The sequence below is a fragment of the Flavobacterium haoranii genome, from assembly GCF_009363055.1.
GTDB lineage: Bacteria > Bacteroidota > Bacteroidia > Flavobacteriales > Flavobacteriaceae > Flavobacterium > Flavobacterium haoranii.
The window spans coordinates 1,985,982-2,012,690 of sequence record NZ_CP045292.1 but is presented as its reverse complement, the minus strand read 5'-3'; the positions used below and the strand labels follow the sequence as shown (position 1 = coordinate 2,012,690).

The window sequence follows — 26,709 nt, the reverse complement described above, 5'->3', positions numbered from 1 at the left end:
CTTGTTGTCCTTTTACCCGCTTTTCATTTTAGTTCCAATAATTGGAAGCTATCATTTCAATCGGGGCTAATTAATAAACCACAAGAATTTTAGTTATATTTTTTTCTTAAACGAGCCACAGGAATATCGAGCTGTTCTCTATATTTAGCTACTGTTCTTCGGGCAATTGGATAACCTTTTTCTTTTAAAATTTCGGCTAATTTATCGTCAGGTAAAGGTTTGCGTTTATCTTCTTCGTCAATTACATTTTGTAATATTTTTTTAATTTCAATAGTAGAAACATCTTCACCTTCAGTGTTTTTCATGGCTTCACTAAAGAAATCTTTAATTAGTTTAGTACCATAAGGTGTTTCGACATATTTACTATTGGCAACCCTAGAAATTGTAGAAATATCAAGACCAACTAAATCTGCGATATCTTTTAATATCATAGGTTTTAGCTTTGTTTCGTCTCCATCTAAAAAATACTCTTCTTGATAATGCATAATGGCATTCATGGTTACAAAAAGTGTTTCTTGACGTTGTTTAATAGCATCAATAAACCATTTTGCCGAATCTAATTTTTGTTTTATAAATTGAACAGCATCTTTTTGCGCCGAAGATTTTTCATTGGTTACCTTGTAACTTTGCAGCATTTCTTGGTAATCCTTAGAAACGTGTAGTTCTGGAGCATTTCTTCCGTTTAAAGAAAGTTCTAACTCTCCATCAACAATTCTAATGGTAAAGTCAGGAACTATGTGTTCAATAGGTTTTTGGTTTCCTGTAAAGCCACTTCCTGGTTTTGGATTTAATTTTTCAATTTCATCAATTGCTTTTCGAAGTTGCTCTTTAGAAACCTCATATTTTTGAATCAGTTTATCATAATGCTTTTTTGTAAAAGCATCAAATTGATTTTCTATAATATCAATGGCTAGTTCAACAGATTCTGTAGGAGTTTTGTGCTTTAATTGTAATAATAAACATTCTTGTAAATCTCTTGCACCCACACCAGATGGTTCCAGTTCTTGTACAATATGTTTTAAAATATTTTGTACCGTAGTTTCATCTGTATAAATACCTTGCGTAAAAGCCATATCGTCTACCATGTCTTGCACGGTTCTTCTTATGTAACCTGTATCATCAATACTGCCTACTAAAAACTCAGCAATTTCTTTTTCGGTATCGTTTAAAATGAAAGTGTTAAGTTGGTTTAGTAAATCTTGATGAAATGTAACTCCAGCAACAAAAGGCATACTTCTGTCTTCGTCGTCATCGCTGTAATTATTACTTTGGTATTTATAATCAGGAGTTTCGTCGTTACTTAAGTATTCGTCTATATTAATATCATTCGCATCGATATGTTCATTGTCATAATCGTCATAATCATCAACCGAATTATCTCCATATTCGTCAAAATCTACATTTTCTTCCTTACCACTTTCAAGTGCAGGATTTTCAACTAATTCTTCTTGTAAACGTTGTTCAAAAGCTTGTGTAGGCAATTGAATCAATTTCATTAATTGAATTTGCTGAGGAGATAATTTTTGAGAAAGTTTAAGTTGTAAATTTTGTTTTAACATAAACGATTTAAATTAAAAAAGTTTAGCTGTTTTACTATATAAAGTTAAACAACTAAACTTAATTATACTAAGTTTTTTATTAAAATTCTGCGTTTTGTGGCGTTCTTGGAAAAGGGATTACATCACGAATATTAGTCATTCCGGTTACAAAAAGCACTAAACGTTCAAATCCTAATCCAAAACCTGAATGAACAGCAGAACCAAATCTTCTAGTATCTAGGTACCACCATAATTCTTCTTCATCGATACCTAATGCTTTCATTTTTTCAACTAAAACATCGTAACGCTCTTCTCTTTGAGAACCACCCACAATTTCTCCAATTCCAGGGAATAAGATATCCATTGCTCTTACAGTTTTTCCATCTTCATTTAAACGCATGTAGAATGCTTTAATTTTTGCTGGATAATCGAATAAAATAACCGGACATTTAAAGTGTTTTTCAACTAAGAAACGTTCGTGCTCACTTTGTAAATCAGCTCCCCATTCTTCAATTAAATATTGGAATTTTTTCTTTTTGTTTGGAGTTGAATCTTTTAAAATATCGATAGCTTCAGTATAAGAAACACGTTTAAAATTGTTTTCTAATACGAAGTTTAATTTTTCTAATAATGTCATTTCACTACGCTCAGCTTGAGGTTTTTGTTTTTCCTCTTGTGCAAAACGCTCGTCTAAGAATTTTAAATCATCAGCACAATTATCTACTGCATATTTGATTACATATTTAATGAAATCTTCAGCTAAATCCATATTGTCTGCTAAATCATTAAAAGCAACTTCAGGTTCAATCATCCAAAACTCAGCTAAGTGACGAGAAGTGTTAGAATTTTCAGCACGGAAAGTTGGTCCAAAAGTATAAATTTGACCTAAAGCCATTGCGAAAGTTTCACCTTCTAATTGACCCGAAACAGTTAAGTTAGTTTGTTTTCCAAAGAAATCTTCTTTATAGTTGATGCTTCCATCTTCATTTTTAGGAGCAGAACCATCTAAAGGTAAAGCGGTAACTTGGAACATTTCACCAGCACCTTCAGCATCTGAACCAGTAATGATTGGTGTATTTACATACACAAATCCTTTTTGTTGAAAATATTGATGCACTGCAAACGATAATACAGAACGCACACGCATAATAGCACCAAAAACATTTGTTCTAACTCGTAAATGTGCATTTTCTCTTAAAAATTCTAAAGAGTGACGTTTAGGTTGCATTGGAAATTTTTCAGCATCGCTATCGCCTAAAATTTCTAAACTAGTAACTTGAATTTCAACTTTTTGTCCAGCACCTTGACTTTCTACTAAAGTTCCTTTAACACAAATGGCCGCACCAGTTGTTATTCTTTTTAAAATGTCGTCTGAAGTATTTTCAAAATCTACAACGCACTGAATATTATGAATGGTAGAACCATCATTCAATGCTATAAATTGATTGTTTCTAAATGTTCTAACCCAACCTTTTGCAGTTACTTCTTGTAATGTTTTAGTGTTGTTTAAAAGATCAATTATTTTAATATGTTTCATTTTAAAAATATTGTTTTTTATTGGTAAAATGAAATTTGAATAGTTACTCGTATTTCATTTTTTTTCAAATTTAATGCAAATATAAAATTTATTGTATTTGAGAACTATCTTCTTCTAAATCTTCTGCTAAAATATCTATTGTAGGTTCTGGGAATTCTTCCTCGTTAGCAACAGATTTTTCTAAAGAAAGTAATAATGCTGGCAACAAAATAAGATTTGAAAGCATAGCAAAAAGCAATGTGGTGGCTACCAAACTACCTAATGCGACTGTTCCTCCAAAACTAGATAATGTAAAAACAGAAAAGCCAAAGAATAAAACTACTGAAGTATAGAACATACTAATTCCAGCTTCTTTTACTGTTGCATAAACCGAGCGTTTAATTTTCCAATTATTAGCTTTTAATTCTTGTCTGTATTTTGCTAAAAAGTGAATCGTGTCATCTACCGAAATACCAAATGCGATACTGAATACTAGAATTGTTGAAGGTTTAATTGGGATTCCTAAAAAGCCCATTAATCCAGCTGTTATTACTAATGGTAAAATATTTGGTAATAACGATACGATAATCATTTTAACTGAACGGAACAAATATGCCATTAATAACGATATTAATAGAATGGCAAATAACAGTGATAAAACTAAGTTGTGAACTAAATAATGTGTTCCTTTTTCAAAAACGTAAGCTTTACCAGTCATAGTAACTGTATAGCGTTCTGTTGGAAAAAGTTTGTCAATTTTATTTTGTAAGCGTTCTTCTATTTTAGCCATTTTATCGGTGCCAATATCACGCATAAAAGTTGTGATACGTGCATATTGACCAGTACTATCAACATAACTTTTCATCATGTTGTCGTTTCCTTTTTTGGTTGAATTTTTTATGTATGTTAAAATAAAAGCTTCTTCTTGTTTTGTGGGTAATTCATAATATTCTGGATTACCATTGTAAAACGTTTGTTTAGCATATTTTACTACATTAACAATTGAAACAGGTTTCGATAATTCAGGGATTTCCTCAATAGTTTCTTGTAGTTCGTTAATGCGTTTTAGTGTGACAGATTTTAAAGCTCCTTTTGGCTTTTTTGTATCAATCATTATTTCCAAAGGCATAACTCCGTCGAATTCTTGTTCGTAGAAAATAATGTCATCAAAGAAACCAGTGTTTTTAGGCATGTCTTCAATAATACTACCCGAAACTTTTATTTGATAAATTCCAATAATACCAAAAACTAGTAAACCAATTGCTACAGCAAAAATGGCAACAGAATGTTTTCTAATTGTATTTTCAATCCAAGTGATGAAAGATTTCATGTAGTTTTTACCCAAGTGTGCTAAATGCTTTTCTTTTGGCAAAGGCATGTAGCTATAAGCAATTGGAATAATAATTAAACAAAGTAAGAACAAGGATACAATGTTTAATGAAGCTACAATACCAAATTCTTTTAACAACTCACTTTCGGTTACAATAAAAGTTGCAAATCCTGCCGCAGTAGTTAAGTTGGTCATCAAAGTAGCATTACCAACTTTAGAAATAACACGTTGTAAAGATTTTGCTTTATTTCCGTGTTTTTTAACTTCTTGTTGGTATTTGTTAATTAAGAAAATGCAGTTTGGAATTCCGATAACAATAATAAGAGGCGGAATAATTGCGGTAAGGACAGTTATTTCATAATTTAATAATCCAAGAGTTCCAAATGACCACATTACACCAATAATAACCACTAACATTGAAATGAATGTAGCTCTGAAACTTCTGAAAAAGAAGAAAAACAACAACGAAGTTACTCCAAGTGCAGCGCCAACAAACAAACCAATTTCATCAATTATACTTTGAGAATTTAAAGTTCTAATGTAAGGCATACCAGAAACGCGAATATCAATTCCCATTTCTTTTTCCAGTGCTTCAATTTTGTCTTTGCTTAAATATTTTAAAACAAAATCTTTTCTTGCAGCGGTATTTACAATTTTTTTGTTCATGTAAATAGCAAAACGAACTGCTCCAGATTCTTTGTTGAATAACATACCTTCATAAAAAGGTAAATTATTAAAAAGCTCTTTTTCTTTTTGTTTTAAATATTCATCAGAAACTTTATCATTAGAAACAAAAGGAACTAATTTGAATTTTTGCTGTAAAGTATCTTTTTCTAAAACTCTTAAATCTTCAATTGAAATGGTGAAATCTACTGCTTTGTCTTTTTTAATGTTTGCAATAAATTTTTCCCAAGTTTTTAAGTTTTTGGCATTAAAAAAAGTACTGTCTTTAAAACCAATAACGATAAGATTTCCTTCTTCGCCAAATTTATCTAAAAAGCTTTTGTATTGAATATTTACTTCATGATGATCTGGTAAAAGATTTGCTTCTGTATAAGTAAAGCGCATATTTTTCCATTGCATTGCCATAAAAGCTGTAAATGCAAAAATTATAATTAAAAGCGCAACTCTATTTCGTAATATTTTACCTGCTATGTAATCCCAGAAACTGGTGCTAAGCCATTTTAACATTGGTACAAAAATTGAGCGGCAAAGGTACGTATAATAACTTAAATACTTAAGTTACAAGCTCAAGAATTAAGATAAATTTAAAACCCTAAATCTAAATGATAAGATATTTTTATAGAAATGTTATCATCTACTCTTGGAAGTTGATTTGGACCATATCTATAGTAAGCTGTAAACCCAATTCCTTTAAAAATTTTATTCGCTTCAATACCACTTTCTATGAAACCTTTTTCAAGAGTTTTAAATGGTAATCCTAGGTGATTATGAGTATTATCGATGTTACCCCAAGCCATTCTTGTAGCTACTGAAATTTCAGGATCAATTTTGTAGCCCAAATTAATTCTATTAAAAGTATGTTTTAAATGTAGTGCAGCAAATCTGTCAGAGAAAAACTCGTTGTAATACATGGTTTCAAAACTATTTTTACCAGCAAAAGTGATTCTTTTTAGTATAGCATCTTTGTTAATACTATTTGGTGCAATACTGTATAAATGTGTTAGTGGAGCATCGCCAAAAACTACTCCAGCTTGAAATAAAACAGCACTTTTTTGCCCAGATAAATAAGGTTTTTCGAAATAGGTTTTAAAATCTAATTTAGTAAAGGTAAAATCGCTTTCAAGAGCAGGTACACTTTGTGTTATTTGAAAAGAAAATTTTGGATGTCTTTTTTCATATTCTAACAAACCTTTAGGTGTTTGCATGAAATTACTAAACGGATTCCACTGAAATGCTAATTGAGCAGTTGTTAAATAAAAGTCGGTATAAACTTTATTGTTTAGTAAATATGTGTAATCAAAAAGTGGTTGAATTCTATTGTATTCTAAATTTAAAACAGAATAGGTTTTTGGTACTATTTTAGATTCTAGGCCAATAGCACTTCTTCTGTAATTATAAAAAGTAGAAATATTAATAGGTCTTGGGTCGTAGATTTTAAAACGCTTTGTGTCTGTTGCAAAATTTGTTTCAGCAATCTCACTTAAATCGTCGCTATAAGATGCACTAACCCAAGTTTCAGATATTTTATCAAGTCGGTAAGAAGGAGTTACGCCATATTTAAACTTTTCATCTTTTAATCCGTAAGCACCGTAAGCACTAATTTTATAATTTTCAGATAATTTATCATTGGTTACAAATCCTAAACCGAATCGAAACCCTTCGTAATTATTGTATTTTACGATGCTTCTTAAATCTAAATCGATATATGAAATTGGGAAATACCCATTTATTATTTTTCTACCCAAAAATAAGCGATGCTCAATTTTTTCAGCAACTGATAAACTGTCTAATGAAACATAAGTTTTTAATTTTCGATTATCAATAGTGTCTTTTGAAAAGGGTTTCCAGAAGTTATCAGGCTTATCTAAACTGGTTTCGGGAACGTCGATTTTAATATATGGTTTCTCGACTATATTTTTCTTGTTAAAGTCGATATCAAAAACTTTAGAAGTAATGGCTAAATAACTATGATCGCTTGTGTCGTTTCCAACAGTTTCTTCTTCAGAAGCATTAAATTTTATGGTTCCTCCTAAAATTTTTAAATCTTCATTACTAGTTCCTTTTTGGACTTTAATTTCTCGTTTATTAGGAAACCATAAATTTTGCTCTTTTAAATAATCAAAAGTATATGTTGCATTTATGTTTACCATTCCGTAAATTCTGTAATAGGCTTTAGCAACTGCAAATGTTTCAGCATCAATATAAAGTAATCCTCTTAGTTTATTGGCTCTTAATTTTTTGGGTTGAAAATAAATACGGTAGGCTTTTCTTCCTTGAATTTTTACAGTATCGACAATATTGTAATTGTAAAGTAAACGACCGTAACTAGAAATTGGGTTTTGAACAGGACTTTCTAGAATTTCAAAAGGGTTTTCGTAAACAGAATAAGAAACTAATTTTAAACCCAATATTTCATAAATAGGTTGTTTAAAACCAGCCATTCTTGTGGCTAAAACAGTTTCTTTTGTAGTGTTTTTGTGGTGTTGAATTAGGTTTACTTTCTCAGTTTGGTAAATGTGTTGCTTACTTACCAATTTTTTAAACTTATAGTTTGATGAATCTAACTTTGTTTTAGTTCTTCCAAAAAGTTTTTTCTTGTATATAGTGTCTATTTTTGAGGAAATACTATCGGGATTAGCGCTTAAATATAAATATTCGTAGTTTTTGTATTGATAATTTTCTAATGCCTTTTCGGGACTGTTTTTGTCTCTATTTTCAATAACTTGTTTTACAATTTTATTTACTTTATTATCGGTATAAAGCTCAGGTTGTTTTGCGCTGATATTAGTGGTTGCTTTAATTAATAAAAAATTAGTTTTAGCATTAGCGTAAGCAAATTTGTCATAATAACCTTTGTGTTTAACAATTATAGGTTTCTCATATTCGGAAATTAAAAGCTCGAATTTTCCTTCCCAATCAGTTTTGATAACGTTACCTTGATAAAGTACATCTGCAAAAGCTAGAGGAATTGTAGTGTCAAAATCGATGACTTGACCTTTAATTTTAGTTTGTGCAAAAAATGCTGAATAAAATAGGAGAAAGAAATATATGAAACACTTGCGCATATTGTAATAATATTATGCAAACTTAATTAAAATAATAGTTTGTATAACTAACTCTAAGAGAGAATAAATTATGGTATAAAAAAATCCCGAAGGACTCGGGATTTTAAAAAATTATACTTTCATTATTTCTGCTTCTTTAACAGCTAGTACATCTTCAATTTTTTTGATAAAATTATCTGTTAATTTTTGAATATCTTCTTCAGCTTTTTTGCAAACATCTTCAGATGTCCCATTTTTCTCTTCTTTTTTAATGTCGTTATTAGCATCTTTACGAGCATTACGAACACTTATTTTTGCATCTTCAGCTTCAGCTTTTGCTTGTTTTACTAATTCTTTACGTCTCTCTTCTGTTAAAGCAGGTATGTTAATAATGATGCTTTCTCCATTGTTCATTGGGTTTAAACCTAAATTAGCAATCATAATCGCTTTTTCAATAGGGTTTATCATGCTTTTTTCCCATGGTGTAACGGTTAGAGTTCTTGCGTCTGGAGCGGCTATATTAGCAACTTGAGAAAGGGGTGTTTGAGAACCATAATAGTCAACGAATACACTACCTAACATTGCAGGGGAAGCTTTTCCAGCTCTGATATTTAAAAATTCTCTTTCTAAGTGAGCAATAGAACCAGTCATCGATTCTTTTGCACTGTCTATTATAAAATTAATTTCTTCTGTCATCTTTTTATTAGTTTCAATTTTTTACTCACTTTGCACGTGTTTCAAGTTTTAAAATTAACAAAAACAACTTGAAACCTGAAACAAATTATATCGTTACTGTTGTTCCTACTGTTTCTCCTTCACAAACCTTAAGTAAATTACCGTCTTTGTTCATGTCAAACACAATAATAGGTAATTTGTTCTCTTGGCTAAGTGTAAATGCTGTTGTATCCATTACATTTAAACCTTTAGCTAGTACATCTTCAAAAGAAATTTGATCAAATTTTATTGCATTAACATCTTTCTCAGGATCTGCTGTGTAAACACCATCAACTCTTGTTCCTTTTAAAATAACGTCTGCGTTAATTTCAATTCCTCTTAAAACGGCCGCTGTATCAGTAGTAAAATATGGATTTCCTGTACCAGCACCAAAAATTACAATACGTCCTTTTTCTAAATGGCGTGTTGCTCTTCTTTTTATATAGGGCTCAGCAATGGCTTCAATTTTTAAAGCAGTTTGTAAACGTGTTTGCATCCCTGCTTCTTCAAGAGCACCTTGTAAAGCCATTCCGTTAATAACTGTTGCTAACATTCCCATATAATCGCCTTGTACACGATCCATTCCGTTACTAGCTCCGGCTACACCTCTAAATATATTTCCACCACCAATTACGATAGCAATTTCCACGCCTTTATCGTGAATTTTTTTAATTTCATCAGCATATTCTGCTAATCGTTTTGGCTCAATACCATATTGGCGCTCACCCATTAAAGCTTCGCCACTCAATTTTAGAAGTATTCTTTTATATTTCATTGTGAGTTTATTTGTTGCATAAATGCGATGCAAACTTACACAAAATTACAATATGCTCAAAGCCTAAGATTTTGGACCCTTCAATTCTTCAAATGTTTTTTTGGCTTCTTGGTAGCCAATTTCAAAAATTTGCTTCATTTTTGTTTTTGAAGTTTCAAAAGTACTGAAGTTTGCCAATTCCTTTGGTTCAATAACCCAATCACATAAACTGAATTTTTGATAGTTTCCTCTCGCTGTTAAAAGCTCGAATGATCTAGTGGTTACCGACTTTATAGAATTTAAATCTTTTGCTTCCACATTGTGAATTGGACTTACATAAATTCCAATAATATGATCGCAATCGCCTTGTAATAAGTCTGTTGGGAAATGATTTAGAATACCGCCATCGCTATACATTTTATTGTTTAGAACATATGGAGACAACATTCCAGGGAAAGAAGCGGAAGCTAAAACAGCATCGGTTACAAGTGTTTTTTCATTAAAAATTTTCAGTTTTCCACTTACTAAATCAGTTGCAGTTATTTTAATAGGTATGGGTAAATCGCCAATTGTCTTTTTTCCAAAAACTTTTTCAAAATACGATTTAAAAGCCTCAGAATCTATAAGTCCAGGTTTTTTTAATGTAAAATGTTTCCAATGAAAAAAATAAATGGATTGAAAAAAATCGAGTATTTCTTCTGGGGTTTTACCAACAGAGTATAATGCAGCTATTATCGCCCCAGCACTACTTCCAGACATTACCGAAGGTAAAATATTTTGTTCTTTTAAAAATTGTAAAGCTCCGGCATGAGCAATTCCTTTTGAACCACCACCAGACAAAGCAAATCCGATATTCTTTGAAGAAAAATCCATTTGTAACTTAACTAACAAATTAATCTCAAAAATAGAATTAAATTTGCAAATAAAATGTTACTACAATGCAAAATATAATTAAAAAATCTTTAGAAAACAGTTTGTCTTATAACGAATATAGAAGTTTAGTAAACGGGCTCTTAAAAGAAGGAAAGTCAACTGGAGTAACTCAAAATGAAGATTTATTTCATTATTCTGAGTTAAATGAAACGAGAATGAACAGATTAGATAAAACCCTTTCAGTTTCAGAAACTATACAAGATAGATTATCGAATTTAGAAAATGAGTTTATTTTTTAACATTAACTGAAGGTTGGTGTGGCGATGCTGCTCAAATTGTTCCGGTTTTAAATAAAATTAGTGATACTAGTGATAAAATAGATTTAAGATTGGTTTTAAGAGATGAAAATGAAGATTTAATGAATCTTTTTTTAACCAATGGAAGTAAATCAATTCCAAAAGTTATTTTGATTGATAAAAATACACAAGAAGTTGTAGGAAGTTGGGGGCCAAGACCAGAAGCAGCTCGAAAATTAATTGCTGATTATAAAGAGAAAAACGGAGTAGTAGATGAACCTATTAAAATTGAATTGCAAAAATGGTATTTGAAAGATAAAGGAGAATCTACACAGTTAGAATTACTTCAAATTTTAGAAGAAAAACAACTAGTAAAATAATTTTTTCAAAAACTACTTATGAGAATTTATAAGTAGTTTTTTGTTTAAATTATAACTTTCTTAAGAGATAAACCCATTTTTTAGTTTATTTTTGTCGCATAATTAATTATGAAATGGGGCAAAACCTTGTAGTAATTCCTACCTATAATGAAATTGAAAATATTGAAGATATTATTCGTGCAGTATTTTCTCTCGAAAAAAACTTTCATGTATTAATTGTAGATGATAATTCGCCTGATGGAACCGCGCAAAAAGTTCAAGAATTACAACAAATATTTATAGATAAATTACATTTAGAAATTAGAACTAAAAAATCAGGTTTAGGGACAGCGTATGTTCATGGTTTTAAATGGGCTTTATTGAATGGATATGATTATATTTTTGAAATGGATGCCGATTTTTCTCACAATCCTAAAGACTTGGAAAGACTTTTAGAGGCTTGTGAAAACGGAGCTGATTTAGCGATAGGTTCAAGATATTCAAAAGGTGTAAACGTTGTCAATTGGCCACTTTCTAGAGTATTACTATCATATTTTGCGTCAGTTTATGTGCGAATGGTTACAGGAATGAAAATTCATGATGCTACAGCAGGTTTTAAATGTTATAAGCGCCAAGTTTTAGAAACTATTAATCTCGATAAAATAAAATTTATAGGTTATGCGTTTCAAATAGAAATGAAGTATCGAACTTTTGTCAAGAAATTTAATATTGTAGAAGTTCCAATTATATTTACTGATAGAACAAAAGGACAATCAAAAATGAGCGGTGAAATTATTCGCGAAGCAGTTTTTGGCGTAATTTTGTTAAGAATAAAACAACTATTTAACCAATTGTAATGAGTACATATTTAGTAAAAAATGCTAAAATTGTTAATGAAGGAGAAATCTTTGAAGGCGATGTTTTAATAGAAAATGAATTTATTAAAGAAATTGCCGAAAAAATAAGTCCAAAATCTTCTGATTGTATCATTGTTGATGCTGAAGGTAATTATTTAATTCCCGGAGCAATCGACGATCAAGTGCATTTTAGAGAACCAGGATTAACACAAAAAGCAACTATTGAAACTGAAAGTAAAGCTGCTGTTGCTGGTGGTGTTACTACTTTTATTGACCAACCAAATACAGTTCCGAATGCGGTTACTCAAGAGTTGTTAGAGCAAAAATATCAAATTGCTGCTACGACATCTTATGCGAATTATTCGTTTATGATGGGAGGAACTAATGATAACTTAGAGGAAGTTTTAAAAACAAATCCTCGAAATGTAGCAGGAATAAAACTTTTCTTAGGTTCATCAACAGGAAATATGTTGGTTGATAATCAAGAAACTTTAGAAAAAATATTTTCTTCAACAAAAATGCTTATTGCTGTTCATTGTGAAGATGAAGCTACCATAAAAGCTAATTTAGAAAAATATAAAGAAGAATATGGTGATGATATTCCAATGAAGTTTCACCATTTAATTCGTAGTGAAGAAGCTTGTTATATTTCATCTTCAAAAGCAATTGAGTTAGCTAAAAAAACGGGAGCTCGTTTGCATGTTTTTCATTTGTCGACAGCCAAAGAAATGGATTTATTTACTAATAAAATTCCTTTGGAGAAAAAGAAAATTACGGCCGAAGTTTGTGTGCATCATCTATGGTTTACCAATGAAGATTATGAAACTAAAGGAAGTTTAATTAAATGGAATCCTGCTGTTAAAACAGCAAACGATAGAGAAGCTTTATGGGATGCGCTTTTAGATGATAGAATTGATGTTATTGCAACAGACCATGCGCCACACACTTTAGAAGAGAAAACAAATCCTTACACTAGTTGTCCTTCTGGAGCGCCGTTAGTGCAACATTCTGTTGTGGCAATGTTTGAAGCGCACTTAAGAGGAAAAATTTCAGTAGAAAAAATTGTAGAGAAGATGTGTCATAATCCTGCAAAAATTTTCAATATTGAAAAAAGAGGTTTTATAAAAGAAGGTTATTATGCCGATTTGGCTATTGTAAATACACATTTACCTTGGGTTGTAAAAAAAGAGAATTTATTGTATAAATGTGGTTGGTCGCCGTTAGAAGGAACGAATTTTAAATCTAGAGTAACACATACATTTATTAATGGTAAATTAGTTTTCCAAAACGGTAAAGTAAAAAATATAAAAGCAGGTCAACGCTTGTTATTTGAAAGAGATTTTTAAAATGAATAAAATATTAAGAATAGCAATATTAGGATTATTAATAAACTTTACGTCTTGTAAAGATATGGCGGTTGAAAAGCCAGACAATCTTTTACCTGAAGATAAAATGATTGATATTATTTATGATATTGCTATTCTTCAAGCTGCAGATAATTATAAACCTATTAATTTATCTGATGCTGGTGTAAAAGTTAATAATTACATATATAAGAAATATAATATTGATAGTACGACCTATTATCAAAACCATAAATATTATGCTTCTGATGTAAATAATTATAAAAAAATCTACAAAAAAGTTTTAGAGAAAATAACTGCTGAACAAACTTCTTTAAGTGATTCTACTTCAATTGGAAAACAAACAGATAATGTTGAAGGAATTGTAAAATAATACTAAAAGTTAATTAGTAGTTTTTTTAAATATTCTTTCATGTCTACAAAATCGTAGCCTAAAGTGGTTTTAATTTTAGTAGTATCATATTCAGCTAATGAGTGAGAACTTTTTGCAGTTAGCCTTGTTAAAATTCTTTTTTTGCGTAATAAAAGAGATAAAAACCAATCTAATCTCCAAGCAATTGAAGTTAGCCCTTTACTAGCGTAAATAAATGGTCTTTTCAGTTTTAAAGCGTCAGCAATTGCATTTAGTCCTTCTTGAAATGTAATGTTTTCAGCAACTATAGTATAACGTTCACCCGAAATAGAGCTGTTCATTAGTTTTGTCATGCAGTTTACTAAATCTTCAACGGCTACAATTCCAAATTTTCCTTTTGTATAAAACGGATTTCCTTTTTTTATTGCATTTATTGCGGAGCTACTGCCATTATTCGGGAAACCATAACCAAAAATCACATCTGGATTTACAATAACAACTTTTAAACCTTCTTGATAACCACGCCAAACTTCCATTTCTCCTGCGTATTTAGAAATGGCATATTCATTTCTAGGCTTCTCAGGATTCCACTCTGTTTCTTCGGTTATAATTAAATTACTGTTTGTCGCTTCACCAAGTGCGGCTACTGAGCTTACATAGCATAATTTATCGATGCCAAAATCAATACAACAATTCACAATATTTGCAGTTCCTTCAATATTTACTTTGAATAGTTGTTCTTCATCTTTTGGATCAAAAGAAATAAAGGCTGCACAATGATAAACTCTAGTAATATTATGAAATGCAATTTCTAAACTAGGAACATCGTTAATGTCGGCTTTTATCCATTCAATTTTGTCGAATAGATTAATTTCGTTGTAATATTTGAATACATTTTGAACAGCAACTAAACTTTTTTCTTCTCTATAAATAGCTCTAACAACTTCATTTTCTTGAAGCAGTTTTACCAATAAATGAGAACCTACAAGTCCGGTTGCGCCTGTTACTAAAATCATAGGGTAAAAATAGGAAAACTTTTGATTTTAGATAAGCGAAAATCGATATTTGATTTTGAAAATAGTAAACTTTTAAACCTTAAACTTTTAAACTTTTAAACTAAAAAGTATCTTTGCGCATTAAATTTATAAATAATGAAAAATTTAGTAGAAGAATTACGTTGGAGAGGCTTAGTGCATGACTTGATGCCTGGAACTGAAGAGCAATTGAAAAATCCTACTACTGCATATATTGGTTTCGATCCCACATCAGATTCTTTACATATTGGTAGCTTAGTGCCCATTATTTTATTAAAGCATTTACGCGATTTTGGTCACAAGCCAATTGCTTTAGTTGGTGGTGCTACAGGAATGATTGGTGATCCATCTGGAAAGTCAGATGAAAGAAACTTATTAGATGAAACTACATTAAATAAAAATGTAGACGGAATTAAAGGTGTTTTATCACGTTTTTTAGATTTTGAAGCAACAGATGCGAATGCTCCAATATTGGTAAATAACTACGATTGGATGAAAACTTTTTCATTTATTAGTTTTGCACGCGATGTGGGAAAACGCATTACGGTTAACTATATGATGGCTAAAGACTCAGTAAAGAAACGATTAAGCGGAGAAGTAGGAGAAGGAATGAGTTTTACAGAGTTTACTTACCAATTAATTCAAGGTTACGATTTTTACCATTTACATAAAGAGTATAACTGTGTGCTACAAATGGGCGGAAGTGATCAATGGGGAAATATTACAACAGGAACTGAACTAATTCGTAGAATGAATGTTGGTATCGATGAAAATGCAAAAGCATTTGCAATGACTTGTCCATTAATTACTAAAGCAGATGGTTCAAAATTTGGCAAAAGTGAAGGAGGAAATGTTTGGTTAACATCGGATAAAACTTCAGTTTATAAATTTTACCAATTTTGGTTAAACACTTCAGATGAAGATGCAGAAAAATACATTAAGATATTTACATTTTTAGATAAAGAAACAATCGATGCTATCATTGAAGAGCACAAACAAGCGCCACATGTGCGTGTTTTACAAAAGCGTTTAGCGGAAGAAATTACAACTTTTGTACATTCTAAAGAAGAACTTGAAAATGCAATTGTAGCTTCAAATGCTTTGTTTAGTAATTCTATTGAAGATTTAAAAAAATTAGATGAGAAGACTTTCTTAGAAGTTTTTGATGGTGTTCCAATGGCTGAATTAACAATTGCTGATTTAGAAGAAGGTTTAGATATGATTGGAGCTTTAGCTGCAAAAACTAACTTTTTAGCTTCTAATAGTGATGCTAGAAGAGAATTAAAACAAAATGCTATTTCTGTAAACAAAGAAAAAGTAGGCGAAGCTAAAGTAATTACAAAAGATGATTTAATTAACAATCAATTTGTATTACTGCAAAAAGGAAAGAAAAATTATTATGTTATAAGAGTGAAGTGATGTCATTCCGAACTTGTTTCGGAATCTCTTTATAGAAGCTGAAATCATGATTCAACGTAGTTAAACAAGTTCAGCTTGACAATTGGTTTATAAAACCATTAAATTACAACCTCTAATATCAGAATTATCAAAACGTCCCAGCACTTCGAAAGAATGGTTGGGATATTTTTTTCCCAAATCCTGTGTGGCAATAAAACTACAAGAATTTATATTGGCTAAGTCAATAACATTAATGCCACCATTTTTACCTTGAGGTAAAAGTGTAAGTGCATCTTCTGGATCGCGAATAATAATTTGCATCCACGGCGGGCACTCAAATATTCCATTTCCAAGAGAATAAGCTTGAGATAATAATTCGGTCATCCCATATTCTGAATGAATTGTAGGAACTCCAAAACCATTACACAATATAGTATGAAGTTCTTCGCGAATCATTTCTTTGCGTTTTCCTTTCATGCCACCCGTTTCCATTATAATGGTGTTTTTTAAGTCGAATTGATGTTGTTCTACTAAATCTAAAAGTGCATAAGTAACACCAATTAGTAATACATTTTGACCTGCGTTATCGAGTTCTTCAAGCTTTTGAATTAATTCGTTGTAATTATGAAGATAAAAACCAGAATCGGGATGGTTGCTCAATTCTATTAAATCTTCTATCATATAAATCAAAGATGAACCTTCGCGTTCGAGATAAGATGGTAATAAAGCTAAAACACAATAGTTTTCAATATTTCCGTAAAATTCTGAAAAACCTTTTCGGTAACTTATTTCATAAAGTGAAATATCAGTAACGTGATGTTTACTAGTTTGCATTCCAGTTGTTCTACTACTTGTAAAAGTTTGCTGGATAGATTCTTTCGAGCTTAAAACTTCGTGACTTTTAAAAAACTGAATAGGTAAAAAAGGAATATCAATTACCGATTTTACATTTGAAGGATTTCGCTTTAAAAAGTTACAAAACTCTTGATAGACTAAATTGTTTTCGTATTGGAAACGAAAAACTTTCATGGCGATTTTTTCAAAATCTTTTTTACCAGAAATAGAGAATATGTCTGTTGAATCAATCATTTAATAGCTGCCCCCTTGAGAATTATTTATGCTAACAAATAACGTTATGTTTACTTTGCAAAGCTATAAAATAAAAAAGCACCAACAATTGTTGGTGCCTTAATATTTTTTAAAGTGTAAATTATTTTACAACTAATTTTCTTGTAGCAGTTTTTCCAGCTTCAGTAACTTTAACAATGTAAACGCCAGCGTTTAATCCAGAAACATTTACTTGATTGTTAATAACATTAGCTTTAATAACTTCTTTACCTAAAATGTCGAAGATTTGAACATTCATTTCTCCATTGTTTGTAGAAGTAAAGAATAAGTTATTTCCAGATACTGGATTTGGATACATTACTAAACCATCAATTGCATTGAAAGAATTTGTACTTAAAGTAACATCTGCTAAACTTCTAGCTACTACTTGTGCAGTGCCGTTGAATTCAGCAACTAAAACAATAATATCTGTTGGTCCAGTTGGGATTAAATCAGAATTTACAACATAATCAGCTTCACCAAACATACTGCGGAAAACCATAGTGTTTGTGTCTGTTATATCATAATTAGTGTTTATTGCAAAAGTGTTCGATCCGTTTCCGTCTGTGAAAGTAACTCCATTGATTTTTACTAATTCACTTTCGTAAGCTTCAATGTTACCAGTAATATCAGCAACGGTAACAACTTGAGGGGTTATAGTATTTCCTGTTGAAGAAACAGTAATGTCTTCTACAGGTAAGAATTGAAGAACTCCATTAAATAATGAAGTTTGCCCTCTTAATCCTGTCATTCCATCACCAATATTGAACGTATTTGTAATAATATTAGTATTGTCATCAATTAAAATACCAGCAGTTGCATCTTGAATATATTTCTGATTTCTTGTAGCTGGTCTAGTATATGTTACTAATGCTTCACCTGTAATTTGATAATATCTTCCAGCGCCATTCGTAATTACATCGTTTCTAACATCTGCAATAGTAGCAACCACATTGTATGCAGCAACGTCAAAATTAACAGTAGCATTTACAGCAGGAGCTATTGGATTGTGAGAATTGTCGACTAACTCCACATAAACAGTGTACGAATTACCAGCTGTAACTGGAACGCTAATTGGGGTTGTGTCATATTTCATAACTACACTACCACCATTAATTGTGTAATGAATATGTCCATCACCAGTACCGTTTGCAACTACAAAGTTGTTTATTGATAATGTAACATCAACAGATGTTGTTAAAGGATTGAAAGTTGTTCCATCTGTTGGTGAAGAAATTACTAACGATGGAGATGAAGAACAGCCATTGTGAGTTCCTATTTGCCCCCATTGATCATCGCTTGGGTAAACAGTCCATTCTGAATTAGTGTCATCAGTTCCAAAAGAAGCTAGATTTACTGGATTTGGGCTACACACAGAACTTTTTCTGATTATTGTATGGTTAACTGTTCCGTCAGGAGTACTGCCAACAGCCCAAGAAGCTCCTGGGTCAGTTCCAATTTGACCAATTACATCAATAACAGAACCTAACTTTAAAAGAGCCAAAGCGTCATCACCATTAAAATTGCAAACCGAAGAACTTGCGTCACCTGCTGAAACAATAGTAGCATTAGCAGACCCATTGTAAGCTACATAAACATCACCAGCAGTTAACATCGTGCCTGCTGTAAAAGTTAATGTGTTAGTAGCTGTAGCTGCACCATTAGAGTATAATTCAACTGAATAATCTCCTAAATCGACATCAGAACCAGTACCGTTATAAATTTCAATAAACTTGTTGTTTGAAGACCCTTCTCCATACATACTAAAGTATAAATCCGTAGCTTGTCCAAAAGACAAAGTGGTTACAAATAAAAATAATAAAAAGTAAAGTTTTTTCATTTTAATAAGAATTTTAATTCGACAACAAAAGTAGTAACTATTTTTTTTAGTTACCTAAGGTATAATGTAAAATTATAGTTAAAACTTAATAGATTAGTTGATAATCAATTTTCTAGTAACAGAAGCATCTCCTTCTTTTACTTTAATAATATAAACACCAGGCTTTAGAATACTAACATTTACTTCTTTATTTGAAGTAATGGTTTCAAGTACTCGTTTTCCTAACACGTCAAATATTTCAATCTTTTTTTCTGCTAGAGATTTCGATGAAATAAAAATTTTACCAGAATTTGTAGGATTAGGATATATTGAAAGTCCTTCTAAATTAGGTTGTTCTTGATTTTTTCCAAAATCAGATGAACCCTTTAAGTCTTGAGCAGTAGCACAAAAACTTGAGAAAGAGAAGATAAAAAGTAAAATATAAAAGTATTTTTTTATCATGGGCTTCATATAATATCGTGTAAAGTTACTAATTTTTTTAATACAAAAGTGATGCCAAATAAAAAAACCCTCAATATTGAGGGTTTTTAATGTATTGTGGGAGTTTGTTATTATAAACCAGCAGTCCAACCAGCAGTCCAAGATGGAGCAGCTGCACTATTACCAGCACCTGAAGTAGAACCAGTCATGATGTAAGTTGTATTTGATCCAACATATTCTGATGGTGTAGTGATAGTAGCGCCGAAGTAAATTGGGCTAAAAGTTACAAAACCACCATCGATATTAGCATTAGTTGTTGCATCTGTTGCAGCATCTTTAACTTTTAATCCTTTAGTAAATCCATCTACATAGATGTTTTGACAAGTCCAGTATCCAGTACCTTCTTTTAAATACATTCCGTGCTCAGAACCAGCTAGACTCCCTTTTAAGATTGTGAAGTTTTTTAAAGTAGCATTAGTTCTTGGTAAAGCAGCAAAATTATCGCCATTATTTGAACCTTCTACACCAGCTTTTTCTATATCTTTAATGTAAACATTTTCAAATGAACCAGAGAAACCATCAGCAAAATCTAATCCGTCATCTTGAGCATTAACAATAACTAAGTTTTTAGCATTTACAGCACCACCAAAGAATTCGATACCATCATCTCCACTCATATATGCTTGAACATTTTCAAATACTGTTCCTGCACCTACTGCAAATAATGAAACACCATTAAATTCTTTATCACTTGAGAAAGCTGCACCCGTATATTCTACTCTTAAGTAACGAATTACCCCAGAACTATCATTATTATCATTACCTCCGTAAGTTAAATTAGAAACTTCTGCTGTAGCAGATTCACCATTAGATCCACCTTTGTTAGTAACAGCTTTACCGCAAATAACTAAACCACCCCAATCACTTTGTGCTGGTGTAGCATTTGCACTAGTCATGATTACTGGATTGCTAGAAGTACCATTAACATAAATAAGACCCCCTTGTGCAATAGCGATATAAGCAGAAGTTCCACCTGTTGCTTCAACTACAGTTCCAGCTGGAAAAGTAACTGTTGCACCACTTTGAACTACAAAAGGTCCAGTTAATTTATAAGTAACTGATGGATCTAATGTTAAAGATTGTCCTGCAGTTAAAGTTCCTTGAAAATTGTTAGGATCTATATTTACTACATTGTTGTTTGTACTATCTTCATTGTCTCTTGAACAAGAAGTGATAGTTAAAGTTAAAACTGCTAATGCAGATAAAAATAAATTTTTCATTTTGTTTTTGTGTTATTTATTATTTGTAGAGCAAATGTAAAACGTCATTATTAGATGGATTTTAAGCAAATGTTATTTATATATTATTAAAAAAAGCGGTTTCTCATGAGAAACCGCTTTTTTCATAACATTAGATTAATATTGAATTTTAGAATTCGTATTTAATTGATAATCCGAAATTTCTACCTTTTCTATATTCAGAGATTGTTACATCTTGGACCGTTTTGTTTTCTTGAACTCTAGTAATTTTAGGATCATTTAGATTTTTAGCTGATAATCCAATTCCTAAATTTTTATTTACTTTATACTTCAAGATAAAATCTGTGGTTAATACAGCTTTGTCAACAATATCTCCTTTATAATTTGTACCTAAAGCATAAATTCTATCTGAAAAATAACCACAAGTTGCTGTCATTGTTAAAGCCTTGTCATTTTTCATGTTCATGTTAAAACTTAAATCTGTATTAGCTAACAAATCAGAAGCTCCAGTTAAACCACTAGATGTTTCAGTAAAGAATGCGTTTATTGTTCCTCGTGTTTCTTGTTGTACTTTATTTCTATCTAAATCTTGATTTGTATGTAAGTATGAAAGATTAATTCCTAATGCTAAATTAGTAGACTCGTTTGTTGAGTTGTTTTCTACATTAAATAAGAATTTTCTAAATTCAAATTCTGCTCCAAAACCTACTGCTTTTTCACCTGAGTTTACATAAGAAATATCATTTGCTGCAGAAGCAACAGTAGTTTGATTTATTGGGTTTTGGATGTATTTTCCAAAACCAGTAACTGAAATTACTTCTCCATTTTTAGGGAAATATTCCCATTTTAAATCAAAGTTATAATCAGTAGAATTGTATAAGTATGGATTACCAAAATATACTTGATTAATTTCTTCATATTGAAAAGGAGCTCTTTCTTTGAATTGTGGTAAAGTATAACTCTTACTTGCTGCAAGTTTTAAATTTTGTTTTTCAGTTAATTCATATTTAGCAGCTAAAGATGGTAAATACTCCATTGTATCGAAAAATTTCTTAGTTGTTGTAGGTACTAGAGTTGTTAAATATTCTATATCCTGAATAATAAACTCTGATCTAAATGCAACATTAACAAATAATCTTGGTGTAAATTGATAATCAATAGCACCATATCCTGCTGAGATAATTTGTTGGCCACTATAACTTTGAGGAGTGTACCCATTTGGTGAATTTATATCTCCAAATAAAGTACTTAAAGTAAATAATCCTGCATCAAAGTTGTTCTGGTTATAGTAAGCGTCAATATTGTTAACGTCAATATTAGGTTGAGCTGTATTAGCTGTTTGAAGGTTATATTGAATGGCATTAAAATCAATTAATTTATATCTTCCACTATAACCAGCTGTAAACTTTCCTCTGTATTTTCCGTCTTCATCTTTTTTAAATTTATAAGAAGCTGAGAAATTACCAGCAACTTCATCGTCAGTCATTTCTTGATAATATCTATGATTATGCGCTTTATTAAAGTTTGATGGTACCAATCCTTGACTTAAATCATCATCATTTCTTGGGATAAAAGTGTTTTGCATACGATCAGGAATAACATTTGTCATCATGTTGTATGATAGTCCCCAATTAAAATCAACTTTTTCATCAAATAATTTATGATCTCCAAGTAATTGATTTACCAATAAACTTGTTCTATCAAATGTAGAACGTCTTTGGTAACCTCCACCGTTAGGAGCAATATCAAAAATATCTAATACTCCAGTATACTCACTATGATTTTGATTACTTGAATTGATATATAAAGTATTAGTTTTAATAGTGTTCTTGTTGTTGATTTTATAAGCTAAATTCAACATTCCATTTGTTGATGTAGAATAGTTATATGATTTTTGAAACAAATCAACTTTAGCTGTACCATCAGAAGTAACAGATCCTCTTAATACTCCTTCTTTGTATGTATAAGAATTATCAAAAGATCCATTAATAAAGAAACTAAATTTACCATTGTCTCCAACTGAATAAGAATCTCCACCTCTTAAGTAGTAAGAAGTATTAACAGGTGTTTCAGCATGTTTGTTCCAACTTGTTGAAAAATTATAATCAGCTAAACCATTTTTTGGTTCACTCTGATTTGTAAAACCATAATAATTTGGTCCATCTTGTAAATAAAATTTATCTTGAGAAACAGCGTTTGAGTTTACGCCAAATCCAGTCCCCACTTCTAACATTCCTGATCCTGTATAATTTTTAGAAACAATATCTATGTTTGCACCAGCGAAGTCACCGTAGTTTTTATAATTGTAAGTTTTATCAATACCAATATATTCTACGATATCTGTTGAAAATAAATCTAATGAAATATTTTTAGTAGAAGGGTTATTTGAAGGTAATGGTAATCCATTTAAAGTTGTCATGTTATAACGATCTCCTAATCCTCTTACAAATATTCCACTTGAACTTTCAGATTTTGAGATACCTGTTGTTTTAGCAACTGCAGCAGCAACATCACTAATTCCTTTTTTAGAAATCTCTTCTGCGCCAATAGCTTGTTTAATTTCTACTGCTTTTTGTTGTTCTTGTAATAAAGCTTGTTCACTTTCTTTAGAAACAGTATGCGTAATCACAATGTCTGCAAGTTGAACTCCACTAGCTTCTAAAGTATGATTGATAACTTTTTTCTCTCCGGCTTTTAAAGTAAATGGAATTTCTTTAGTTTCGTATCCTAAGAAAGCGATTACTAGTGTATAATTACCTGGTTTTAAGGTTATCGAATAACGACCTTGATCGTCAGTTGAAGCACCTTGAGTTGAACCTTTAACTGTAATATTTGCAAAAGGTAGTGGCTCATTGTTAAATTCTTTATCTAAAATTACTCCCGATACAGTTCCAGTTTGCGCAAATGTTAACGAGATAAAGAATAAAAATGGTAATAAAATTTTAAGTTTCATGTTGTTGTGTTAAATTTTGCGCAAAGGAACTGCGGCAAGGTTACTGAAAAGTTATGCAGTTATTATTATTAGGTTTGTTTTTTGTTATCAAATCGTTAAGCGATTAAATAATTGTTAACAACTTTGAACTATTTATTTTATCTTTACCTTTACAATCGAAAAATAACAAAATCTACTCATGAAGAAGAAGGATATTAAAATCTTATTAGTTGACGATGAGCAAGATATACTTGAGATTGTAGGGTATAATCTTGAACAAGAAGGATATCAAATTAGTACGGCATCAAATGGTAAAGAAGCAATCGTAAAAGCTAAAAAAGAACTTCCACATTTAATAATTATGGATGTTATGATGCCTGAAATGGATGGTATCGAAGCTTGTGAAAATATCCGTAAAATCCCTGAATTAGAAAACACCGTTATCACTTTTTTAACCGCTCGTTCTGAAGATTATTCTCAAGTTGCTGGATTTGATGCTGGTGCCGATGATTATATTGCAAAACCAATTAAACCAAAAGTTCTTGTAAGCAAAGTAAAAGCTTTACTAAGAAGATTAAAAGAAGATGATGGTTCAAGCGATGTGCTAAAAGTTGGTAACATTGAAATCAATAGAGAAGAGTACAAAATAATAAGACAAGACGAAGAAATTGTTTTACCTAGAAAAGAATTCGAATTGTTTTATTTATTAGCTACAAAACCTGGAAAAGTTTTTACTAGGGAAGAAATTCTTGATAAAGTTTGGGGTAACGAAGTTGTTGTAGGTGGTAGAACAATTGATGTGCACATTAGAAAATTGAGAGAAAAAATTGGTGATGATTTTTTTAAAACCATTAAAGGAGTGGGTTATAAAATTGAATTTTAATGGCAGTAAACTTTAAAAAGTCATATAAATTTGCTTTTAAATCATCATTATACATTACAATTTTCTTTGTTTTTGTATTGTTATTATATCATTTTTTAGAACAGCCTTTTGGCTATTTTGCAGTAGTTCCATTGGCTATTTTACTTTTTGTTTTTTCTTTTTTTGTAATCCAATATAGAGTAGAACGTTTTATTTATAAAAGAGTTAAAAAAATATACGACGATGTTTCGTTGCTTGAAAATACTACTTTTAGAAACCAACCTATAACTACTGATATGGCTACTTTAACTCAAGAAGTAAAGAAGTTTGCCAGAGACAAAAAACTTGAAATTGAAACATTAAAAATTAGAGAAGAATATCGTCGCGAGTTTTTAGGAAATGTTTCACACGAATTAAAAACACCTTTGTTTACCGTTCAAGGTTATTTACTTACGCTTCTAGATGGGGCAATGGATGATAAAAATATTCGTAAAAAATATTTACAAAGAGCTGAAAAAGGGGTGGAGAGATTAATCTATATCGTTAAAGATTTAGATATGATTACCAAACTAGAAACAGGTGATATTAATATAGAAAGATCTGAATTTAATGTAGTTGAACTCATTCAAAATGTATTTGACTTACTTGAAATGAGAGCTGCTAAAAAAGATATTACGCTAACTTTCGATGTTAAATATAAACACGCTATAAAAGTATCGGGAGATCAAGAAAAGATTCAACAAGTAATTACCAACTTGGTTATGAATTCTATTAAATATGGAAAACAAGGTGGAACTACTGAAGTAAGCATTGAGGATTTAGTCAACAATAAAGTAATTATCCGTGTTACTGATAACGGTGAAGGAATAGAAAATAGTCATATTCCACGTTTATTTGAAAGATTTTATCGCGTTGATAAAAGTGGCGCTCGAAGCGAAGGCGGTTCCGGACTAGGATTAGCAATTGTGAAGCACATTATCGAAAGTCACGAAGAAAAAATTTATGTCGAAAGCCAATTTGGCGTAGGCTCTGAATTTTCTTTTACTTTAGAAAAGGCGAAATAACTCAGACCAACTCACTGCAGTTCCGTTGTTAAAAGTTTGTAAACCTCTATACATACTTACTTTATCTAGTTTGTCTAGTTTAAATTTTTCTTGTTTACAGCTTGGTACAATATTTTCCGATTTTAATTTCTTGGCCAAATATTCTTGTTCATATTGACCTGGTGTTGGTATAAAAAAGGCTTTTTTCCCTAGAAAAGCTAAATCCATTATAGTAGTATAGCCCGATCTACAAATAATTAAATCACTTTCGTTAAAAGCAATTTCAAGCTCTTTGCTATTCATATAGTTGTAGAAAGTTACATTGCCTTCTTGATTTGTTTTTTGCTCATTTTCAACAATACCTTTTACAAATAAAGTAGGTTTGTCTACATGTTGAAATTCAATTTTTAGTTTCTCTTCAAGTAAAGTTCGTTGAGGTTCAGGACCAGAAAGCAATACAAAATAATCATATTTTTTAGGTAATTCTTTTCTGTGAATTCTACTCAACGGACCCAAATATCGTAAATGTTTTAGAGGATTTTTTAAATGACCCAATTCACCCGATAAATTTGGACTTGTAGCATAATCAGGAATCCAACATTCGTTGAATTTATTAATGAAATAATGATGAATTTTTGTTGTTAAGTAAGAAGTGTTTCCGGTCAATACATTTAATTGATGTGTCATAAAAACACAAGGTACTCTTTTGTAATGAACACCTAATCTGTTGTCAGAAATAATACCATCTATTTGTAATTCGTCCACTAGCTTTTCAACAGATTTCTTTTCATTAATTACTGCAGTAATCATTTTAGGAATTTGTAAAAATAACTTCCATTTAAAATTTTTACCATTCTCTGCATATTTAATATCATATGAAGGCAAAACATGATGTCTAAGATTAGGAAATTCTTTTTTTAATAATTCCATTGCAACACCATCAGAAGCAATAATTGTTTCAAAACCATTTTCTAATAATGCATTTATAATTGGTATGCATCTAGTGGCATGCCCTAATCCCCAATTTAAAGGTGCAATAAGTATTTTTTTTGGCTTATTCAATGTATTTGATCAAATGATTATTGAATTACAAATTAAATATAATTTTTCTTCTGACATATTTCCTTAATTTT

General features: G+C 30.8%; 22 protein-coding genes. 8 read left to right on the top strand and 14 right to left on the bottom strand.

Annotated elements, in window-relative coordinates:
- Positions 1-89: 89 nt before the first annotated feature.
- From rpoN to GCU34_RS09575, 7 genes are all read right to left on the bottom strand, one after another.
- A complete protein-coding gene (gene rpoN, locus GCU34_RS09605; protein ID WP_152378438.1) occupies positions 90-1,559 on the bottom strand; it encodes an RNA polymerase factor sigma-54 in 1,470 nt (489 codons plus the stop codon).
- Between the two features lie 79 nt (positions 1,560-1,638).
- Positions 1,639-3,075, bottom strand: coding sequence for an asparagine--tRNA ligase (gene asnS / locus GCU34_RS09600; RefSeq protein ID WP_072782890.1), 1,437 nt, complete (start codon positions 3,073-3,075; stop codon positions 1,639-1,641).
- 88 nt (positions 3,076-3,163) lie between these two features.
- On the bottom strand, positions 3,164-5,575 hold the full coding sequence (locus tag GCU34_RS09595) for an efflux RND transporter permease subunit (RefSeq protein WP_072782893.1): 2,412 nt from the start codon (positions 5,573-5,575) through the stop codon (positions 3,164-3,166).
- 77 nt (positions 5,576-5,652) lie between these two features.
- The gene (locus GCU34_RS09590) at positions 5,653-8,133 is read right to left on the bottom strand and encodes a DUF5686 family protein (RefSeq protein WP_072782896.1); all 2,481 of its coding nucleotides are present in this window, start codon (positions 8,131-8,133) and stop codon (positions 5,653-5,655) included.
- Positions 8,134-8,244: 111 nt separating this feature from the next.
- Entirely contained in the window at positions 8,245-8,808 is a 564-nt protein-coding gene (gene frr, locus GCU34_RS09585) for a ribosome recycling factor (protein WP_072782899.1), read from the bottom strand.
- Between the two features lie 85 nt (positions 8,809-8,893).
- On the bottom strand, positions 8,894-9,601 hold the full coding sequence (pyrH, locus tag GCU34_RS09580) for a UMP kinase (RefSeq protein ID WP_072782902.1): 708 nt from the start codon (positions 9,599-9,601) through the stop codon (positions 8,894-8,896).
- A 63-nt stretch (positions 9,602-9,664) separates the two neighbouring features.
- Positions 9,665-10,453, bottom strand: coding sequence for a patatin-like phospholipase family protein (locus tag GCU34_RS09575; RefSeq protein WP_072782904.1), 789 nt, complete (start codon positions 10,451-10,453; stop codon positions 9,665-9,667).
- 65 nt (positions 10,454-10,518) lie between these two features.
- Between GCU34_RS09575 and GCU34_RS14270 the strand changes: the two genes are divergently transcribed.
- The 5 genes from GCU34_RS14270 to GCU34_RS09555 all read left to right on the top strand — a co-directional run bounded on the left by GCU34_RS14270 (position 10,519) and on the right by GCU34_RS09555 (position 13,702).
- On the top strand, positions 10,519-10,752 hold the full coding sequence (locus GCU34_RS14270; protein ID WP_317162507.1) for a hypothetical protein: 234 nt from the start codon (positions 10,519-10,521) through the stop codon (positions 10,750-10,752).
- A 35-nt stretch (positions 10,753-10,787) separates the two neighbouring features.
- Positions 10,788-11,129, top strand: coding sequence for a thioredoxin family protein (locus GCU34_RS14265; RefSeq protein WP_317162535.1), 342 nt, complete (start codon positions 10,788-10,790; stop codon positions 11,127-11,129).
- A gap of 113 nt (positions 11,130-11,242) precedes the next feature.
- Positions 11,243-11,965, top strand: coding sequence for a polyprenol monophosphomannose synthase (locus GCU34_RS09565; protein ID WP_072782909.1), 723 nt, complete (start codon positions 11,243-11,245; stop codon positions 11,963-11,965).
- The gene (locus tag GCU34_RS09560) at positions 11,965-13,311 is read left to right on the top strand and encodes a dihydroorotase (RefSeq protein WP_072782912.1); all 1,347 of its coding nucleotides are present in this window, start codon (positions 11,965-11,967) and stop codon (positions 13,309-13,311) included. Before GCU34_RS09565 ends, GCU34_RS09560 begins: the two co-directional genes overlap by 1 nt.
- Before the next feature lies 1 nt (position 13,312).
- Entirely contained in the window at positions 13,313-13,702 is a 390-nt protein-coding gene (locus GCU34_RS09555) for a DUF4296 domain-containing protein (RefSeq protein WP_072782914.1), read from the top strand.
- A gap of 2 nt (positions 13,703-13,704) precedes the next feature.
- Here GCU34_RS09555 and GCU34_RS09550 read toward each other — a convergent pair whose 3' ends face one another.
- Positions 13,705-14,697: an NAD-dependent epimerase/dehydratase family protein gene (locus GCU34_RS09550; RefSeq protein WP_072782916.1), complete on the bottom strand. Its 993-nt coding sequence runs from the start codon at positions 14,695-14,697 to the stop codon at positions 13,705-13,707.
- A gap of 135 nt (positions 14,698-14,832) precedes the next feature.
- Here GCU34_RS09550 and tyrS point away from each other — a divergent pair, with 135 nt between their 5' ends.
- Positions 14,833-16,134, top strand: a complete 1,302-nt coding sequence (gene tyrS, locus GCU34_RS09545) for a tyrosine--tRNA ligase (RefSeq protein WP_072782918.1) — start codon at positions 14,833-14,835, stop codon at positions 16,132-16,134.
- An 87-nt stretch (positions 16,135-16,221) separates the two neighbouring features.
- Here the strand turns inward: tyrS and GCU34_RS09540 are convergent, their stop codons facing one another.
- From GCU34_RS09540 to GCU34_RS09520, 5 genes are all read right to left on the bottom strand, one after another.
- Positions 16,222-17,202 carry a LuxE/PaaK family acyltransferase gene (locus GCU34_RS09540; RefSeq protein WP_072782920.1) on the bottom strand — a complete coding sequence of 327 codons (981 nt, stop codon included), beginning with the start codon at positions 17,200-17,202 and terminating at the stop codon, positions 16,222-16,224.
- A 121-nt stretch (positions 17,203-17,323) separates the two neighbouring features.
- On the bottom strand, positions 17,324-19,060 hold the full coding sequence (locus GCU34_RS09535; RefSeq protein WP_072782922.1) for a T9SS type A sorting domain-containing protein: 1,737 nt from the start codon (positions 19,058-19,060) through the stop codon (positions 17,324-17,326).
- Between the two features lie 93 nt (positions 19,061-19,153).
- Entirely contained in the window at positions 19,154-19,501 is a 348-nt protein-coding gene (locus tag GCU34_RS09530) for a T9SS type A sorting domain-containing protein (protein WP_072783412.1), read from the bottom strand.
- 110 nt (positions 19,502-19,611) lie between these two features.
- A complete protein-coding gene (locus GCU34_RS09525; RefSeq protein ID WP_072782924.1) occupies positions 19,612-20,760 on the bottom strand; it encodes a hypothetical protein in 1,149 nt (382 codons plus the stop codon).
- Between the two features lie 148 nt (positions 20,761-20,908).
- A complete protein-coding gene (locus GCU34_RS09520; protein WP_072782927.1) occupies positions 20,909-23,692 on the bottom strand; it encodes a TonB-dependent receptor in 2,784 nt (927 codons plus the stop codon).
- Positions 23,693-23,870: 178 nt separating this feature from the next.
- On the opposite strand from GCU34_RS09520, the gene GCU34_RS09515 reads away from it, so the two are divergent.
- Both GCU34_RS09515 and GCU34_RS09510 read left to right on the top strand, forming a co-directional pair.
- On the top strand, positions 23,871-24,554 hold the full coding sequence (locus tag GCU34_RS09515) for a response regulator transcription factor (protein ID WP_072782930.1): 684 nt from the start codon (positions 23,871-23,873) through the stop codon (positions 24,552-24,554).
- The gene (locus GCU34_RS09510) at positions 24,554-25,597 is read left to right on the top strand and encodes a sensor histidine kinase (protein ID WP_072782932.1); all 1,044 of its coding nucleotides are present in this window, start codon (positions 24,554-24,556) and stop codon (positions 25,595-25,597) included. The genes GCU34_RS09515 and GCU34_RS09510 overlap by 1 nt, the downstream gene beginning before the upstream one ends.
- Here GCU34_RS09510 and GCU34_RS09505 read toward each other — a convergent pair.
- Positions 25,580-26,638, bottom strand: a complete 1,059-nt coding sequence (locus GCU34_RS09505) for a glycosyltransferase (RefSeq protein ID WP_072782934.1) — start codon at positions 26,636-26,638, stop codon at positions 25,580-25,582. The two genes, GCU34_RS09510 and GCU34_RS09505, sit on opposite strands and share 18 nt — an antisense overlap.
- Positions 26,639-26,709 lie beyond the last annotated feature (71 nt).

Bases quoted from the DNA above. Each gene is read 5' to 3' on its own strand.
- GCU34_RS09510 (WP_072782932.1), top strand. From the start codon at position 24,554: ATGGCAGTAAACTTTAAAAAGTCATATAAATTTGCTTTTAAATCATCA.
- rpoN (WP_152378438.1), bottom strand. From the start codon at position 1,559: ATGTTAAAACAAAATTTACAACTTAAACTTTCTCAAAAATTATCTCCT.
- GCU34_RS09540 (WP_072782920.1), bottom strand. From the start codon at position 17,202: ATGATTGATTCAACAGACATATTCTCTATTTCTGGTAAAAAAGATTTT.
- GCU34_RS09520 (WP_072782927.1), bottom strand. From the start codon at position 23,692: ATGAAACTTAAAATTTTATTACCATTTTTATTCTTTATCTCGTTAACA.
- frr (WP_072782899.1), bottom strand. From the start codon at position 8,808: ATGACAGAAGAAATTAATTTTATAATAGACAGTGCAAAAGAATCGATG.
- GCU34_RS09575 (WP_072782904.1), bottom strand. From the start codon at position 10,453: ATGGATTTTTCTTCAAAGAATATCGGATTTGCTTTGTCTGGTGGTGGT.
- tyrS (WP_072782918.1), top strand. From the start codon at position 14,833: ATGAAAAATTTAGTAGAAGAATTACGTTGGAGAGGCTTAGTGCATGAC.
- GCU34_RS09560 (WP_072782912.1), top strand. From the start codon at position 11,965: ATGAGTACATATTTAGTAAAAAATGCTAAAATTGTTAATGAAGGAGAA.
- pyrH (WP_072782902.1), bottom strand. From the start codon at position 9,601: ATGAAATATAAAAGAATACTTCTAAAATTGAGTGGCGAAGCTTTAATG.
- GCU34_RS09515 (WP_072782930.1), top strand. From the start codon at position 23,871: ATGAAGAAGAAGGATATTAAAATCTTATTAGTTGACGATGAGCAAGAT.
- asnS (WP_072782890.1), bottom strand. From the start codon at position 3,075: ATGAAACATATTAAAATAATTGATCTTTTAAACAACACTAAAACATTA.
- GCU34_RS14270 (WP_317162507.1), top strand. From the start codon at position 10,519: ATGCAAAATATAATTAAAAAATCTTTAGAAAACAGTTTGTCTTATAAC.
- GCU34_RS09525 (WP_072782924.1), bottom strand. From the start codon at position 20,760: ATGAAAAATTTATTTTTATCTGCATTAGCAGTTTTAACTTTAACTATC.
- GCU34_RS09535 (WP_072782922.1), bottom strand. From the start codon at position 19,060: ATGAAAAAACTTTACTTTTTATTATTTTTATTTGTAACCACTTTGTCT.
- GCU34_RS09565 (WP_072782909.1), top strand. From the start codon at position 11,243: ATGGGGCAAAACCTTGTAGTAATTCCTACCTATAATGAAATTGAAAAT.
- GCU34_RS09590 (WP_072782896.1), bottom strand. From the start codon at position 8,133: ATGCGCAAGTGTTTCATATATTTCTTTCTCCTATTTTATTCAGCATTT.
- GCU34_RS09555 (WP_072782914.1), top strand. From the start codon at position 13,313: ATGAATAAAATATTAAGAATAGCAATATTAGGATTATTAATAAACTTT.
- GCU34_RS09595 (WP_072782893.1), bottom strand. From the start codon at position 5,575: ATGTTAAAATGGCTTAGCACCAGTTTCTGGGATTACATAGCAGGTAAA.
- GCU34_RS09530 (WP_072783412.1), bottom strand. From the start codon at position 19,501: ATGATAAAAAAATACTTTTATATTTTACTTTTTATCTTCTCTTTCTCA.
- GCU34_RS09550 (WP_072782916.1), bottom strand. From the start codon at position 14,697: ATGATTTTAGTAACAGGCGCAACCGGACTTGTAGGTTCTCATTTATTG.